This is a genomic window from Kribbella sp. CA-293567, from assembly GCF_027627575.1.
Lineage (GTDB): Bacteria > Actinomycetota > Actinomycetes > Propionibacteriales > Kribbellaceae > Kribbella.
Map to the genome: position 1 here is coordinate 110,791 of NZ_CP114065.1, position 16,160 is coordinate 126,950.

At 67.0% G+C, this 16,160-nt stretch carries 12 protein-coding genes; 5 read left to right on the forward strand and 7 right to left on the reverse strand.

Translation table 11 applies throughout. From position 1 onward, the window contains the following. Positions 1-165 precede the first annotated feature (165 nt). On the forward strand, positions 166-1,194 hold the full coding sequence (locus OX958_RS00570) for a GTP pyrophosphokinase (protein WP_270134909.1): 1,029 nt from the start codon (positions 166-168) through the stop codon (positions 1,192-1,194). Between the two features lie 168 nt (positions 1,195-1,362). Here the strand turns inward: OX958_RS00570 and OX958_RS00575 are convergent, their stop codons facing one another. Both OX958_RS00575 and OX958_RS00580 read right to left on the reverse strand, forming a co-directional pair. Next, entirely contained in the window at positions 1,363-2,364 is a 1,002-nt protein-coding gene (locus OX958_RS00575) for a response regulator transcription factor (RefSeq protein ID WP_270134910.1), read from the reverse strand. Continuing rightward, entirely contained in the window at positions 2,361-3,248 is an 888-nt protein-coding gene (locus OX958_RS00580; RefSeq protein ID WP_270134911.1) for a sensor histidine kinase, read from the reverse strand. The genes OX958_RS00575 and OX958_RS00580 overlap by 4 nt, the downstream gene beginning before the upstream one ends. Before the next feature lie 307 nt (positions 3,249-3,555). On the opposite strand from OX958_RS00580, the gene OX958_RS00585 reads away from it, so the two are divergent. Continuing rightward, positions 3,556-6,168: a tetratricopeptide repeat protein gene (locus OX958_RS00585; RefSeq protein ID WP_270134913.1), complete on the forward strand. Its 2,613-nt coding sequence runs from the start codon at positions 3,556-3,558 to the stop codon at positions 6,166-6,168. 17 nt (positions 6,169-6,185) lie between these two features. Here the strand turns inward: OX958_RS00585 and OX958_RS00590 are convergent, their stop codons facing one another. After that, positions 6,186-7,598, reverse strand: coding sequence for a DHA2 family efflux MFS transporter permease subunit (locus OX958_RS00590; protein ID WP_270134914.1), 1,413 nt, complete (start codon positions 7,596-7,598; stop codon positions 6,186-6,188). A 169-nt stretch (positions 7,599-7,767) separates the two neighbouring features. Between OX958_RS00590 and OX958_RS00595 the strand changes: the two genes are divergently transcribed. Continuing rightward, positions 7,768-9,531: an ABC transporter ATP-binding protein gene (locus tag OX958_RS00595; RefSeq protein ID WP_270134916.1), complete on the forward strand. Its 1,764-nt coding sequence runs from the start codon at positions 7,768-7,770 to the stop codon at positions 9,529-9,531. Continuing rightward, on the forward strand, positions 9,528-11,306 hold the full coding sequence (locus tag OX958_RS00600) for an ABC transporter ATP-binding protein (RefSeq protein ID WP_270134917.1): 1,779 nt from the start codon (positions 9,528-9,530) through the stop codon (positions 11,304-11,306). The genes OX958_RS00595 and OX958_RS00600 overlap by 4 nt, the downstream gene beginning before the upstream one ends. A gap of 36 nt (positions 11,307-11,342) precedes the next feature. Here the strand turns inward: OX958_RS00600 and OX958_RS00605 are convergent, their stop codons facing one another. Together OX958_RS00605 and OX958_RS00610 are read right to left on the reverse strand one after the other, a co-directional pair. Next, positions 11,343-12,134 (reverse strand): hypothetical protein, encoded by a 792-nt coding sequence (locus tag OX958_RS00605; RefSeq protein WP_270134919.1) that lies wholly within the window; start codon positions 12,132-12,134, stop codon positions 11,343-11,345. Then, on the reverse strand, positions 12,131-12,649 hold the full coding sequence (locus tag OX958_RS00610) for a SigE family RNA polymerase sigma factor (RefSeq protein WP_270134921.1): 519 nt from the start codon (positions 12,647-12,649) through the stop codon (positions 12,131-12,133). Before OX958_RS00610 ends, OX958_RS00605 begins: the two co-directional genes overlap by 4 nt. Before the next feature lie 108 nt (positions 12,650-12,757). On the opposite strand from OX958_RS00610, the gene OX958_RS00615 reads away from it, so the two are divergent. Next, the gene (locus OX958_RS00615) at positions 12,758-14,560 is read left to right on the forward strand and encodes a S9 family peptidase (RefSeq protein ID WP_270134922.1); all 1,803 of its coding nucleotides are present in this window, start codon (positions 12,758-12,760) and stop codon (positions 14,558-14,560) included. On the opposite strand, the gene OX958_RS00620 is transcribed toward OX958_RS00615, so the two are convergent. Beyond that, positions 14,553-15,470 carry a S66 peptidase family protein gene (locus OX958_RS00620; protein WP_270134923.1) on the reverse strand — a complete coding sequence of 306 codons (918 nt, stop codon included), beginning with the start codon at positions 15,468-15,470 and terminating at the stop codon, positions 14,553-14,555. The two genes, OX958_RS00615 and OX958_RS00620, sit on opposite strands and share 8 nt — an antisense overlap. Beyond that, positions 15,467-16,114, reverse strand: a complete 648-nt coding sequence (locus tag OX958_RS00625; protein ID WP_270134925.1) for a flavin reductase family protein — start codon at positions 16,112-16,114, stop codon at positions 15,467-15,469. The genes OX958_RS00620 and OX958_RS00625 overlap by 4 nt, the downstream gene beginning before the upstream one ends. Positions 16,115-16,160: the final 46 nt, after the last annotated feature.

Genomic DNA, 16,160 nt, shown 5'->3' on the forward strand with positions numbered 1-16,160 from the left:
CATTTCACTCTATGAGCCTGTCTAGCGTTTTCCTTAGATTTCGCTAGCCGATCCGATCGCGTGTCGCTGATCTGTCAGATTCCTATCCTCTCTAGGGAAAACACTAGAATTTGCTAGACACCGATAGCGCCGCCTAGGGACCGGCCGGCGCACTAAGGTCTGCGCATGGGTGGGGCTGAGCTGCGGGAGTGGACGGTGCAGGCGGCCGCGCAGTACGAGCGGACGCATCAGCAGTACGTCGGTGGCGCGCGCAAGCTCGAGGCGCTGATCAACGAGCTGATCGGTGAGGAAGAGGGGATCAACTACCTCTCCGCCACCGCCCGCGCCAAGGACCCCGAGTCGTTCCTGGCGAAGGCCGCCAAGCCGCATCCCGACGACGCCGGCAAGCCGAAGTACGACGACCCGCTGAACCAGATCACCGACCTGGTCGCGGCCCGGATCATCACCTTCCTGGTCGAGGCCGTGGACCGGGTCTGCGAGGTCATCGAGTCCGAGTTCGAGATCGTCGAGCACACCGACATGGGCGCCCACACCCGCGCCCAGGGCGCCTTCGGCTACGCCAGCAAGCACTACCTGGTCCGGCTCAACGCGCACCGCCGCGAACTGCCGGAGTACGCCGTCCTGAAGAACCTGACGATGGAGATCCAGGTCCGGACCGCGGTCCAGCACGCGTGGGCCGAGTTCGAGCACGACATCCGCTACAAGCTCGACATCCCGCCGGACCGCAAGCCGGAGTTCGATCGGCGGTTCCTGCTGGCGGCGGCGCTGATGGAGCTGGCGGACAACGAGTTCGCCGAGATCGACAAGCTGTACCGCGAGCTCGCGGCGGCCGAGCCCGACGCGGAACCGATGGACCTCACCACGGCGACGCTGACCACGTACCTGACCAGGCGTTATCCCGACGCACCGCACGCCAAGACGAACCACTACGCGTGGATCCTCGGCATCCTGGCCCAGCTCGGCGTCACCACCGAGGAGCAACTGACCGAACTGCTGCAGGACATCGACAGCGAGGCGGTGCAGGCCGCGATGACCCATCGCTTCCCGGCCGGAACGGTCCGCCGCCTCGACGACGACGTGCTGGCGGCGAAGGGCACGGCGTACGTGGACCTGTTCCCGGAGGAGGAACGGCGGCAGAAGATCCTCCGCGGCCGGCTGAAGGCGCTGGCCCGGGCGGGCCTGCAGACCGGCTGAATCGGCAGTTCGGGCTTAGGACCGTGAGTCGCGGGCCGCCTTAATCGGACGAACCATCCCTGCATCTTGCGCCTGAAAGTTGCGAAGACCATCAGCGGAAAAATTCCAGTGCCATGACCTACAGCGCGATGCGCCGAAGGCGGAACCTCAAAGCGCATTGTTCTATGATTAAATTAGATCGTGTACGCCAGTCATCTGAATACGAGGTTCACTATTATCGCTCATATAGTCAATCTGACGAGTAGCATATCTCCGGCGAGGTAGGTAAGTATCTTTCTTAAATAATTGCACCGCGCTGCACTCTCCGCATCGTCCAAGGAGTGTAGAGCGAACCAAAGTGAACACCGGAGCAAACTCATATGCTCGCGCTCTAATGTGAAGCGCATCTGGATTCGTAGGCTCCGGCGGCAGAGAAACCCTCCGCCGCTGCGAGGTCTTGTCACGCGCCTCAGTAGTGTCTTTGTATTCAGTCGATGAAGTTATCTGTTGGGCGAGCTTCAAAGACAGCTTCGAGAGCTTCCCTGCTGACATGGAGAAGTCTGCGCCGGTCAAAGTCCCAAGCTTAGCTAGCGTTTCACTGCTAGCCTTCCATTCAATCTCAAATATTATCTCCGATTCGATACCGGCGTCGATCCTGCCCGCCGTTTGCCAAGAAGCATCGAAGATATACTTTTCATCAAGAGTGGCGGACTCCAGCAGGTAGAAGCGCAGCTTCCTCCCAAATGGGAATTTACTCGAAGATGTCGAGAATACGGACCTCGACTCAGCAGCAGCTCTATACTTCTCTGAGAGATCAATCTCGAAGTCTAGCAATTGAGCCTCGATAACGGCAGGCAATTGAGCGCGCGCATTATTTTTCTGCAGAAATTTTACAGTCCCGCCATCGTAAGCTTCCGCGATCTCACGACCCTCTGCTAAGCCACTTAAGATGATGACTCGGGTCGTCGGACTTATCTGATGAATCTCGCGCATGAGCTCAACACCTGAGGTGATCGGCATTCTCTGATCCAGGACGGCAACCCGGATCGACCCCTCACTCACCAGCTTCAAAGCATCAGTTGGCTTATCTGTTGCGATGCACTCGACCTCCAATCGATTACCGATTAAGCGGGCATAGCCAGCAGCGAGCTTCTTATCGTCGTCAACAAACAGCACTTCGTACGTGTTCACAGTTCTCCTTGCGCCGGAAGTTCTATCCGAGCGATGAACTCATCTCCAACGACTTTAGTCGCAAACTCTGCACCCCGGGTCCTTGACAAAAGCGTGGATACTGACTTCAACCCGATGCCCATATGTCCTGCGCCACTCTTATTACTGCGCAACATGGCGGCCGCATCACGCGAGCCGCCGGGATCAGAGCAATCATTGCGTACCTCAAGCAGGATACGTGTTGTCCCCCGCCCGAATGAAACACGGACAACAGAGCCATCGGGAGCTGCTTCAGCGGCATTCTGCAGGAGTGGCAAAAGGAGAGAAATTACAAAATAATTGCCATACCCTTCAACTCTTTCAGGGATCGAGACAGTTAGGGCCACTGCGGCTCGATTGGATTGCGCCCGGGCTGCTTTGAATACCGACCGAACTAAGTTCGATAGTTCCCCAGGATCTTCTTCGTCTATATTAACATATTCTGTGAGAACCCTATACGAGTGCACGACCGCGCGCGCTATCGCGATTGACTGTTCGGCATCCCGAAGAAGCGCTCGGTCTGCAGACTTAACATCAGGATAGATTTCTTCTAGCGTTAGCTCTATTTGAGCAAGAGGAGTGTTTAGTGCATGACTCACTTCACGCATCAACTCTGCAGCGGTGGCACTTCCGACAGCTCGAGTATTATCTAGGTTTAATAGTTGATTGACCGCTATTTGAGTAGAATAGGAAACCGTCTCACGCGAAGTCGCCTGAAGGCGCGACAACTCTTTCAGTACTCGGCGCGCTTGCTCGTTGTCCCGCTGCTCGCCGCGAACGAGTCGCCGATTGAAGAAGGTCAACATCGTGATCGCCAACGAAGCCGCGACCGAAGAGACAATGAGGGCCAGCAGATCGAGGTTCACGCTTATACGGTACGCCAGTACGTTCATCTCCCGCCCGCAACTCGTGAAAGCAATCGTAGGATGTCTAGGACGGGACCAGTTCATCAGACTGAGGAGCTACGGGCAGATGAGGCCCCTGCCACCATTACTAAGCATGGCGCCGGAGGGGCAGAACCTAGCTCGCGAGGCGCCGCGACAGTGATCTGGTTGGACCCTACGATCTAGCGATTCTGAGATAACACACTGCGAATGACTGATTACGAACCTAAACTGACGTGCTGAGGATCGACGGGACCTGAGCGATCTTTCACGGGAGGTTGCTGAGGCGATGGCGAAGCATGCGCAGGGAGCTTTCACCGATCCACCCGATCCCGGCCGGATCAGCACTGTCGGCGAGCTGGTCGAGGCGCTCCGGGCCCTGAAGGTCTGGGCCGGCAACCCGTCGTACGACGTCATCACCGGCCGGATCAACCAGGCCAGACGCGCCGCGGGCCGGCCGGAGGCCGAGCTGGCCCGGCGGACCACGGTCGCCGACTGCTTCCGGATCGGGCGCCGGCGGCTGAACACCGACCTGACCCTCGCCACGGTCGAGGCGCTGAACGACCATCCGGCGTACGTCGCCCACTGGCGGCAGATGTTCCGGGTGATCGCCGGGGAGACGCAGGCGGCCGCGCAGGTCAAGGTGCTCAGCGAGCTGCCGCAGGACCTGGCCGAGTTCACTGGTCGCACGGCCGAGATCGACCGGCTGCGCGCCGCGGTCGAGGCCAGACGGCAAGCCGGCGGCGCGGTGGTGATCTCGGCGATCGAGGGGATGGCGGGCGTCGGCAAGACCCAGCTGGCCGTCCACGCCGGCCACCTGCTGCACCGGGCCGAGCCGTTCGACCACATCCTGTTCGTCAACCTCCGCGGCTTCCACCCGGATCCGGCGCAGCCACCGGCGGACCCGGCCGCCGTACTGGACGGCTTCCTCCGGCTGCTCGGCGTCTCCGGGCATCAGATCCCGCACACGCTCAGAGCCCGTACGGCGGCGTACCGCAAGCTGCTCGAAGAGACCAGAGCGCTGGTACTGCTCGACAACGCGGCCGACGAGAAGCAACTGGAAGCGTTGCTGCCGAACACACCCGGCAGCCTCGCGATCGTCACCAGCCGCCGCAGCCTCACCGAACTGCCGACCACCACCCACCTGGCGGTGGACGTCTTCAACCCCGACGAGGCGCACGCGTTCCTGACCCGGACGCTGCGTGGCATCCCGATCGGCAGCGACCCGCACGCGGCCGACCGGATCGCCGACCGCTGCGGCTACCTGCCGCTCGCCCTCGGCCTGGTCGCCGGCTACATCCGCGCCACCCCGGGCTGGACTCTCACCGACCACGCCGAGCGCCTCGACGAGCACCACCGCGACCGCCGCCTCGACCGCGGCGTCGAGATGGCACTGGACGTCTCCTACCGGCACCTGCCGACCGCCCAGCAGCGGCTGCTGCGACTCGCCGCGCAGCATCCCGGCCAGGACTTCGACGCCTACGCGGCCGCCGCGATGTGCAGCACCGACCTTGCGACCGCCCAAGCAGCCTTGAGCCAGCTGTACCGCGACCACCTGCTGGAGCTGACCGGCCCTGGCCGCTACACCTTCCATGACCTCGTTCGCGCGTACGCCGGTGTCCGGGCGGTCGAGGAGGACCGGCCCAGTGACCGTCGTGGCGCCGTCGCCCGACTCCTCGACCACTACCTGGCCATCAGCGCGCAGGCAATGGACACACTGCACCCCGCCGAGGCGGACAGCCGCCCCAAGAGCAAGCCCGCCGACAGCCCGGCCCCCACTGTCACTGACCCCGATGCGGCTCTGTCCTGGCTGGATACCGAGCGACAGACCCTGGTGGCTCTGGTCGTCCACGCGACCACTCATGCCTGGCCGACCCACAGCGTCCGGCTAGCGGCGACTTTGCGGCGCTACCTGGCCGGTGGCTACGCGACTGAGGCTCTGACGATCCACTGCCAGGCGTTCGAGGCCGCAGTACAGGTTGGAGACGTCAGCCAGCAGGGGGTGGCCCTGACCAACTTCGGGGCCACCCATTCGCAACTGGGGCAGTACAGGTCGGCGACCGAGCATCTCCAGCAGGCCCTGCGGTTGTTCCAGCAGGCAGAGGACTCCGTCGGCCAGGCCCACGCGTTGCACAACCTGGGCATCGCCGAGGTCCGGCTGGGCCGGTACGCCGCGGCGTTCGAGCACCACGAAGAGGCGCTGCTGCTCTATCAGGACCTCGGAAACCGCAGCGGCGAGGCCAACACCCTGACCAATCTCGGCCTGATCGAGAAACGTCTCGGCCGGCAGGAGCAGGCTGCGGAGCACCTCAACCAGGCGCTGGTGCTGGCACGAGAGACAGGGCACCAGACCAGCGAGGCCCACGCGCTTGCCAGTCTGGGCGGAGTCGAGGGGCGGCAAGGCCGGTACGAGCAGGCGTCCGCCCACCTGCAGGAGGCTCTGGTCAGGTACCGGCAGCTCGGGCACCGCAACGGTGAGGCGACGGCGTTGGAGAATCTCGGCGAGATCTTCTTCCTCCGCGGCGAGTTCGAGCAAGCCATCGAGCACTACCGCGACGCCCTGGAGATCTGCTGCGAGACGGGCGAGCAGGCCGGCGAGGCTTCGGCACTCAACGGGCTCGCCGCCACCGAACACGCCTCCGGACAGACCGCGGCAGCGCTCGATCAGTACAGCGCGGCCAACATCATCGCGCTCGACATCGGCGATCCGTACCAGCAGGCCCGGGCCCAGGCAGGTCTTGGCACGGCCCATCGTTCCCTGGACCGCCCGGCCCGAGCCCGTCGCCATTTCGAGCGGGCGATCGCGCTCTACACCCAGCTCGGCCAGCCGGAGGCCGAACAGCTCCGCACCCAGCTCGGCACCGGCTCCGCCCGCGGGTTGGCGGAGTCAGTGACCAACTAGCGCCGCTTGCCGCACTGTCAGGCGACTTCGGCGGCAACCTTGTCCGCAGTACTGCGTGCCCAGCGCCCGGTGGTGATCAGGCCGAAGACGAGCACCAGTGCTCCGCAGCCCGCGATGACGTACCAGCCGAGCCTGGCAGCGGGCACGAAGCCCGTCTGCAGCGGACCACTGAGGCGGGCGGTCAGCACGGTGCCGACGATCGCGACGCCCAGCGAGGCCCCGACCTGGCGACTGGTGGAGGCGATGGCGGCGGCCACCCCGGCCTGGGAGCGAGGCATGCCGGAGACGGCCGCGTTGGTGATCGGCGAGTTGAGCATGCCGAAGCCCAGACCGAAGACCAGATAGCCCGCCAGCAACACCGGGACCGTCGTACTGATGGTCAGCTGCGCGAGGACGAGCCCGCTCGCGGCCAGCATCGTCCCGGCGACGACCAGCGGCAGCCGCGGTCCCCGGCTGCCGACCAGCCAGCCCGAGACCGGAGCGAAGATCATCGCCATCACCGCCATCGGCAGCGTCAGCAGGCCGGCGTCCAGCGCGGAGAAGCCGCGAACCTCCTGCAGATAGAGGGAGTTGAGGAACAGGAACCCCGACAGCGCGGCGAACCCGGCGACCGCGATGACGGTCGCGCCGGAGAACGGCGCGCTGCGGAAGAACCTGGGATCGAGCAACGGCTGGTCGCGGCGGCGTTCGTAGCTGATCAGCAGCCCGAACGAGAGCACGACCGCGGCGAAGCAGCCGATGATCAGCGGTGAGCCCCAGCCGGCCCCGCGCCCCTCGATGATGCCGAAGGTCAGGCCGACCAGGAACACGATCACCAGCGTCTGCCCGACCGGATCGAGCCGGCGTGCCACCGCCGCCCGGGACTCGGGCACGAAGAACACGGTCAGTACCAGCGCTGCCACGACCACCGGCACGTTCATCCAGAAGATGAACCGCCAGCCGACCGAGTCGACCAGCGCACCGCCGACGACGGGACCGACGGACATGCTCAGCCCGACCACGCCGCCCCAGACCCCGATCGCCCGGGCCCGCTCGCGCGGATCGGTGAAGGTGTTGGTGATGATCGACATCGCCACCGGGTTGAGCATCGAGCCGCCGACCGCCTGCACCATCCGGAACGCGATCAGCAGCTCGATCGTCGGCGCGAACCCGCAGGCCAGCGAGCCGAGCCCGAACAGCACCAGGCCGATCTGGAAGATCCGCCGCCGGCCGAGCCGGTCCGCGGTCGAGCCGGACAGCATCAGCAGGCTGGCCAGCACCAGCGTGTAGGCGTCGATCGTCCACTGCAGCTTCGACACCGAGGCGTCCAGCTCGGACCGGATCGACGGCAGCGCCAGGTTCACCACGGTGGAGTCGAGCCCGACGATGAACAGGCTCAGGCAGCAGATCGCCAGTACCAGCGACCGGCGCCGCCGGCTCAGCTCCCGCACGAGCGATCCTCTCCGCAAATTCGTTCAAGACTTTACTACTCTGGGGTGGGACGGCCGCTGCCCACGGGCTGAAAACGGTTTGACGGGCTGTCGGCGGGCCCGCCTAGGCTTGCTCCATTCGCCTGCTCAGGTCACTCGATCACCCCTCCTCTAGTTCCTTTGGGACGTCATGTCGCTGCGCCAAATCCCGTTCGCCGATCCCGGTGTGCCAGACACCCGGTCCGGCCTCCGACTCATTCTCTGGCTCGAACACCAGCAGCTGCGCGGACAGGTCGTGGCGGTGTTCTGGGGCCTGCTGTACTTCGGCGGCATCGCCGCCGCCCCGGTCGCGGTCGGGATGGCGATCCAGGCCGTCATCGACAGGTCCTGGACCAAGCTGATCGTGTCCGGCGTGCTGCTGCTCGCGATGGGCGCGATCAAGTCCGGCGCCGACGCGTTCTTCCACCGCGCCGTCGTGACGAACTGGATCAGTACCGCTTCGCGGCTGCAGCAACTGCTGTCGCGCAAGGCCGCCGACCTCGGCTCGCTGCTGACCCGCCGGATCGCCGCCGGTGAGGTGGTCGCCGTGAGCAGCGGCGACGTGGAGAAGATCGGCTGGTTCGTCGAGGTACTGGGCCGGTTCGCGGCCGCGCTGCTGACCTGTTTCGCCGTCGTCGTCGGGCTGCTCTTCTACGAACCGCAGCTCGGGCTGGTGGTGCTGATCGCGGTCCCGATCCTGGCCTTCTCGATCCTGCCGCTGATGGGTCCGGCCGAGCGTCGCGCCGACGCCCAGCGGGCCAAGGGCGGCCGTGCCACCGAGCTGGCCGCCGACACCGTGGCCGGCCTGCGCGTCCTGCGCGGTATCGGCGGCGAGCAACTGTTCCTCGACCGCTACCGCGCGGCCTCCCAGGAGTACCGGACCAGCGCGGTCCGCAGCGCGCGGATGTGGTCGCTGATCGCCGCGATCCAGGTGCTGCTGTTCGGCCTGTTCCTGGTGCTGATCGTCTGGCTGGGCATCGGGATGGTGACCGCCGGCCGGATCAGCGTCGGCGAGCTCGTCACGACGTACGGGTTCATCACGTTCATGCTCGTTCCGCTGCACACGTTCGAGGAGACGGCGAGCGCCTTCATCTTCTCGAAGGTGTCGGCGCGCCGGGCGGCCCGGGTGCTGTCGCTGCAGCGGATGGACGACAGCAAGGGCACGGCGCAGGCCGAGGTGCCTCACGGTGACCTGGTCGACCCGAAGTCCGGGCTGCTGGTGCCGGCCGGGAGCTTCACCGCCGTGGTCTCCGGCGACCCGGACGCCGGTGGCAGGCTGGCGGATCGCCTGGGTGGCCACAGCCCCGAGGCCGAGCCGGACGACCCGTCGGTGCTACTGGGTGGCGTCGCACTCGACGACCTCCCGCTGGACTCGGCCCGTACTGCGGTGCTGGTGCAGGACAAGGACCCAGTGCTCCTGTCGGGCACCGTGCGTCAGCTGTTCGACGTACCGGCCAGTGGTGCGGTCTCGGTCGAGCGGGCTCTCGACTCGGCGCAGTGCGCGGACATTCTCGACGTACTGCGTCAGTCGCTGCCCGACGGCGGCACGGATGCCACTGCAGCGGTGCTGACCGAGCGGGGCCGGTCCCTGTCCGGTGGCCAACGCCAGCGGGTCGCCCTGGCGCGCTCCCTGTACGTCGACCCGGCAGTGCTGGTGCTCGACGAGCCGACGAGCGCTGTGGACGCCCACACGGAGGCGCGGATCGCAGACGGCTTGCGGCTCCTGCGGGCCGGCCGGACCACTGTGGTGTTCACCTCCAGCCCGCTGATGCTGGACCGGGCTGAGCGGGTCGTGTTCGTGCCGGACGGCCAGGTCGATGCCGTCGGCACCCATCACGAACTGCTGCACACCAACCCGCGCTACCGCGCGGTCGTCACCCGTGAAGAAGAGCCAACTCTCGAGGAGTCGCTGTGAAGCCCCCGGAGTACGACCCGGCCGCCCCGCAGGAGGCCGCGCGCCTGCCAGTGGCCGGTACTGCGACCGTCCGGGCCTACTTGAGGACCCTGTTCCGCAGGCACCGGCGTGCCTTCGGCTGGCTGACCCTGGTCAACGCGGTGGCGGCTTTGAGCGGCATGGTCGGGCCCTGGCTGCTCGGCAACGTCGTGGAGAAGCTGTCGCTGGGCGAGAAGGACGTCGACCTTCCCTACGTGGTGATGGGCTTTGTCATCGCCCTGCTCGTGCAGACGGTGTTCGTGCGGCTCACGCGGCTGCGCGGCGCGGTCCTGGGCGAGGAGATGCTGGCTGACCTGCGCGAGGACTTCCTGGTCCGTGCGGTCGCGCTGCCGCCGGGCGTGCTGGAGCGCGCCGGGACGGGCGACCTGCTGTCCCGGATCACGACCGACGTCGACCGCCTCTCTCATGCCATGCGCGACGCCGTGCCGCAGCTGACCATCGCGGTCATCTGGGCCGGTCTGTTGATCAGCGCTCTGATCGTCACGGCGCCGGAGCTGGCGGTGGCCGTCGTGATCGCCGCACCGATCCTGATCATCGGTGGCCGCTGGTACTTCCGCCGGGCGCCCAAGGCGTACCGGTCGGAGGCAGCCGGCTATGCGGCCGTCGCCTCGGCACTGGCGGAGACTGTCGACGCCGGCCGGACCGTCGAGTCCCACCGGCTCGGCAACCGCCGGGTCGACCTCGGTGACACCCGGATCGGCCAGTGGGTCGGCTGGGAGCGCTACACGCTCTATCTGCGGATGATCCTGTTCCCGGTCATCAACATGACCCATGCGGTGGCGCTGGCCGCAGTACTGGTCATCGGTGGTGGCCTGGCGATCGAGGGCTGGATCACCGTCGGTGCCCTGACCACTGGTGCGCTCTACATCCAGATGCTGGTCGAGCCGGTCAACATGATGATCCGCTGGTACGACGAACTGCAGGTGGCTCAGGTTTCCCTGGCCCGGCTGGTCGGCGTACGGGAGATCGAGGAGGAGACGGCCGGTCACCAGGACGAGCCGGACGGCCGCACCGTGCTGGCGGACGAGGTCCGCTTCGGCTACCTGGAAGGTCGCGACGTGCTGCACGGCGTGACACTGACTGTCGAGCCGGGCGCCCGGGTCGCGCTGGTAGGCCCTTCCGGTGCTGGGAAATCGACTCTCGGCCGACTGCTGGCTGGTATCTACTCGCCACGTGTAGGTGACATCACCTTGGGCGGGGCGGCGCTCGACAAGATGTCGGCCGAGCAGGTGCGCAGCCACGTGGCCCTGGTGAACCAGGAGCACCACGTGTTCGTCGGCAGCGTCCGCGACAACCTGCGGCTGGCCAGGCCGTCAGCGGCGGATGCCGAGCTGTGGACCGCGTTGCGGGCCGTGGACGCTCACGCGTGGGTTGCCGGGTTCGAGCACGGCCTGGACACCGAGGTCGGCTCCGGTGGAGTCTCGCTGACCCCGGCGCAGGCACAGCAGGTCGCGTTGGCCCGCCTGGTGCTGGCCGACCCGCACACGCTGGTGCTGGACGAGGCGACCTCGCTGATGGACCCGCGAGCCGCCCGTCACCTGGAGCGGTCGCTGGCCGGAGTACTGGAAGGCAGGACGGTCGTCGCAATCGCTCACCGGCTGCACACCGCGCACGACGCGGATGTGATCGCCGTGGTCGAGGACGGCCGGATCGTCGAGCTGGGCGGCCACGACGAGCTGGTCGGTGCCGGGGGCCCCTATGCGGCTCTCTGGCACTCCTGGCACGGCGACCGCTGACAGTGGGGAGGGCAGGCCCCGGGCCTGCCCTCCCCACTACTTGTCGGTGATGGACAACGCCGGATCGGTCGCCAGCGCGTAGAGCTGCTCGAGCGTCACCGCGGGCTCGGCTGCGGCCGGGAGATCGTCGGCGACTCGCTTGAAGGTGTTGAGCCGCGAGATCGCCACGACGACCACCTGCCCGTCAGGCCGGACGTACCGCACGAACGTCCCGCCGCTGTCGGGGTAGGCGACGCCCTTGGAGTTCACCACCTGCCCGAGTGGTCCACTGACGATCGGGGCGCCGCCGGCCGTCCTCCCTGCGGAGCAAGTCGCCTTGATGTGGTCCTTGTCGTACTCCGGATCGCACCAGGTCGCCTCTGCCTGCGCCCGGTCCGGGGCGGACACCGAGACCAGCAGCCGGCCGGTCCCGCCGCCTTGCTGCCACACTTGGCCGAGAACCGCTTCCTGGACGGGGTTCTTCTTGCGGCCGGTCTGGTGGACGAAGGTCCAGCCGGACTCCTTCGTGAGGTGGGCCCGCTTCGGGTCGACGTTCCGGTAGACCGCTGCGGCCAGGTCCGCCTGCCAGTCTTGACCGGCCTCCTCGCTCTTGGGCACGGCCGTCGGCTTCGCTGCCGGTACCGGGAGCTGGTCGTCCGCCGGCAGGAACTGCACGCCGAGAGCAGCGACTGCCGCCACTGAGGTCGCGGCGGCCAGGCCACTGGCCAGCCGGATGCGGCGAAGGCGTTTGCGCCCGCGGCTGATGTCGGCTGCCGGGTCGACCACCGGATCGCCGAGATCGGTGCCGACACTGAGCTCCAGCCGTTCGCGGAGGTCCTGCTCGTTCATGCTCTCTCCTCGGTGAGTTCGTCGAGACGATCGGCGGTCAGCCGGGTGCGGAGCTGCTCGAGAGCCCGGGAGGACTGGCTCTTCACCGTTCCGGTGCTGATCTTCAGGTCCGCGGCGACCTCTTCGATGCTGAGGTCCAGCCAGAACCGCAGCACCACGATCCGCCGTTGCCGTGGTCCCAGAGTCGCCAGCGCCCGGACCAGTTCGTCGCGTCCTGCCAGGTCCGGGCCGGCTACCACCTGCTCGGGCAGGACGTCGGAGCTCAGCTCACGGCGCCATCTGCGCCGGCCCGCGTCGATCGTGGTGCGAACCAGGATCTTCCGGGCGTAGGCGTCCTCGGCGCCGCGGTCGTGAATCCTCGGCCAGGCGGCGTACAGCTTGGCGAGTGCCGTCTGAACCAGGTCCTCCGCCGCGTGCCGGTCCCCGCACAACAGGTAGGCCGCTCCCACCAGACGTGATCGCCGGGCTCTGACGAACTCGGTGAACTCCTGGTCACGCCGTGCCCCACCGTTCATCGGTGCCCCTCGTCTCGCGTCGTTGACAATCGTAAGGACGGCGAGCTGCGCCGCCGGGTTGCACGCGGTCGTCGTCGAAGTGTCCTGATCGCGTGTGAGGATTGAGGAGTGCTGACGACGCTGCTCTCGCTGCCGACCGTGATCGCCTTCGATGTCGACTCGACAGGCAGTCTGCTGCTCGGCTACGACGGCAGCGGGATCCGGCAGATCCATCAAGTCACGGCCGACGGAAGCTGGCGGGCCCTGACGGCGCTCGACGACCCTGCCCGGTCGGCGCGGTTCGTGCCGGAGAGCCGGCAGGTGGTCGTGGAGCACGACAGCGGTGGCGACGAACGCGGCCAGCTCTCCCTGCTCGATCTGGACGACACCAGCGGACCGGACGAACTGCCCGTGCTGTCTCCACTCGTGCTCGATCCGGCGCACTTCCATCACTTGGTGGATGCCAGGCCGGGCCGGATCTTCTACACCACCAACCGCCGCAACGAGGTGGACTTCGACCTCATCGTGCTCGACCTGGCCAGCGGCGACGAGACCGTCCTGTACGACGGCGGCGGCTACCTCAGCTCGGCTCACGTGTCGCCGGACGAGCGCTTGGTCGCGATCGCCCTGGCCGGCGGTCCTGGCAACTCGGTGCAGCTCCTGCTGGTCGACGTGATCGCCCGGACCGTCACCGAGCTCACGTCGTACGACGAACCGACGTACCAGGAGGCACCGTCGTGGCTGCCCGACTCCTCGGGGTTCGTCATCTCCACCGACCAGGGCCGCGACCGGCTCGCCCTGCGCCGCTACGAGGTCGGTACTGCGACCTGGACCGATCTCCTGGTCGACGACAAGCACGACCTGAGCGGCTGGGTCTGTCCTGACGGGGAGCACCTGCTGGTGGGCACCACTGACGACGGTGTCGTCACCCTGGCGCTGCACCGGCTCGCGGACGCGGCCTTCGTCGCCGACCTCGACCTGCCGGCCAACGGCTGCGCTGCTCGGCAGCACATCGCTCCGGACCCGCTGTGGTCGTCCGACGGCGGCTACGCGCTGATCAACCACAGCTCGCCGATCAGTCCGCTGGCCGTGTTCAGGTACACGCGAGAGACCGGCGCGGTCGCCGCAGTGCGGATTCCGGACAGTCCGGCGCTTCCCGAGGGCCTCACGCACCCTGAGAGCCATCGGGTCACCTCCTTCGACGGCGAGCAGGTCCCTGTGTTCGTCTACCGGCCTATCGGTGGCGGGAACGGCTCAGCCGTGGTGTGGGTGCACGGTGGCCCCGAGATGATGGCCCTGCGCAACTGGAACCCGGTGGCGACGGCATTGACCGCGGAGGGCCACACGGTGATCGTGCCCAACGTGCGCGGCTCAGCGACGTACGGGAAGCGCTGGTACTCGCTGGACGACAAGGAGTTGCGGCTCGACTCCGTGAAGGACCTCGCCGCGATCCACGACTGGCTGCCGTCGATCGACGTCGACCCGGGGCGCACTGCCCTGTGGGGCGGCTCGTACGGCGGCTACATGGTGCTGGCCGGTCTCGCGTTCCAGCCGGAGCGGTGGGCCGCCGGGGTGGATATCGTCGGCATCGCCTCGCTGGTGACGTTCCTGGAGAACACCTCGGCGTACCGGCGGGTGGCGCGTGAGCGGGAGTACGGCGTACTGGCGGAGGATCGGGAGTTCCTGGAGGCCGCGAGTCCGCTGAACCGGGTGGACGACATCCGGGCGCCGCTGTTCGTCATCCACGGCGCGAACGACCCGCGGGTGCCGCTGTCGGAGGCGGAGCAGATCGTCGAGGCGCTCACCAAGCGGGACGTCCCGTGTCAGCTGCTGGTCTATCCCGACGAGGGCCACGGCTTGGCGAAGCGCGGCAACCGCCTCGACGCCTATCCGCGAGCCTTCGCCTTCCTCCGGGAGCAGCTGTCTAGCTGAACGCGGGCAGTTGGGGCTTCAGCGTGCCCGCGCTCGCGTCCAGCACGACCGGAAGCCCGAGCGGTACGGCGAGGTTGAGGTCCTCGTGACCGATCGCGGCCCCCTCGACCATCGGTACGCCGAGCGGCTCGAGCCGCTCGCGGATCACGTCGGCCACCAGCGCCTGGTCGCCCGCTTCGCTGAAGTCGCCGATCACCAGGCCGGTGACCTGGTCGAACCACCCCGACCTGAGCAGCTGGGTGAGCATCCGGTCGGCGCGGTAGGACTCCTCGCCGACGTCCTCCAGCAGCACGATGCCGGCGGGCTGGGCGAAGGTCGGCGTACCGATGCTGGTTGCCAGCAGGGCCAGGTTGCCGCCGAGGAGCCGTCCTTCCGCAGTACCGGCGACCACGGTCCGGGCACCGGTGGGCGCCAGCAGGTCAGCGATCGATTCGGGCGCGAACAGCAGGTCCCGCAGCCGGTCGTGCGACTCCTGCACCCTGAGCTGCCCGATACCGGCCGCCATCGGGCTGTGCACGGTGACCAGGCCCTGAGCGTTGAAGACCTCGTGCAAGGCAGTGATGTCGCTGAAGCCGACCAGGATCTTGCTGACCGGAGCAAGCTCCGCCAGGTCGAGGTGCTGCAGCAACCGCTGGACGCCGTACCCGCCGCGGCCCGCGAAGACCGCCTTGAACGAAGGGTCCAGCCAGGCGGTCCGGAAGTCGGCGGCACGCGCCCGGTCGTCCCCTGCCAGGTAGGGCAGCCGCTCGTCCCGCGCGAGCGCGGAGGGCATCACCTCGACCTCGACACCCCAGTCCAGCAGGTACTTGATCCCCAGCTCGAGCCGCTCGGCGTCAAGCGGCCCAGCCGGCGCGACCACCGCGATCGAATCACCAGCACGCAACCGCTCCGGCCGCCTCACCTCAGTCATGCCCCAGACGATAGTGCCCCCGCCTTCATCGGCGGCATCTCCCAGCCACGCGCCAGCGACGACTCGTGCGCCGGAACACCACCCGCGAAGTACTCGGTGAACTTCATGATCAACGGGTCCCAACGCAGCGGATCGATGTAGCGATCGTTGGCCATCAGCAGGTCTTCGCGCACGTGCACCCGCTGCACCGACATCTCCAACGCGCGCAGGTTGGAGTCCGGCCCACCGAGCTGGTGGATCGCCTCGATCCGCCCTTCGAGATTGATCGGGCTCTCCTCGACGGCGTCCACGTCCACCAGACTGCCCGGCGACCTGGTCAGCCCGGCCGCCGCGAACTTGTCCGGCTCGAACCGGTAGCCGCGCGCCCGCTTCGCGTCGGACATCTGCCGCGAGCCGGTCAGCAGAGCGATCCGGTCGAGCGCGGCGACCATGGCCGGGTCGACCAGGTTGAGGATGCACTCAGGGCGCTCCAGCAGGTTCTGCACGGTCTGCGAGCTGACGGACATCCCCAGCATCGCAGATCGGTTCAGCCACCAGGCCGACGACATGGGGCCCAGGTTGGTGCTTCCGTCCGCGTTGCGCGAACTGATCAGCACCACCGGCGTACCGAAGTACAGGACCTTGGGTTCAACGATTCGCTTCATGCCGGTTGAACGTCAGCCGCCCCCAGCGTGTGAGGGCGCCTGACGA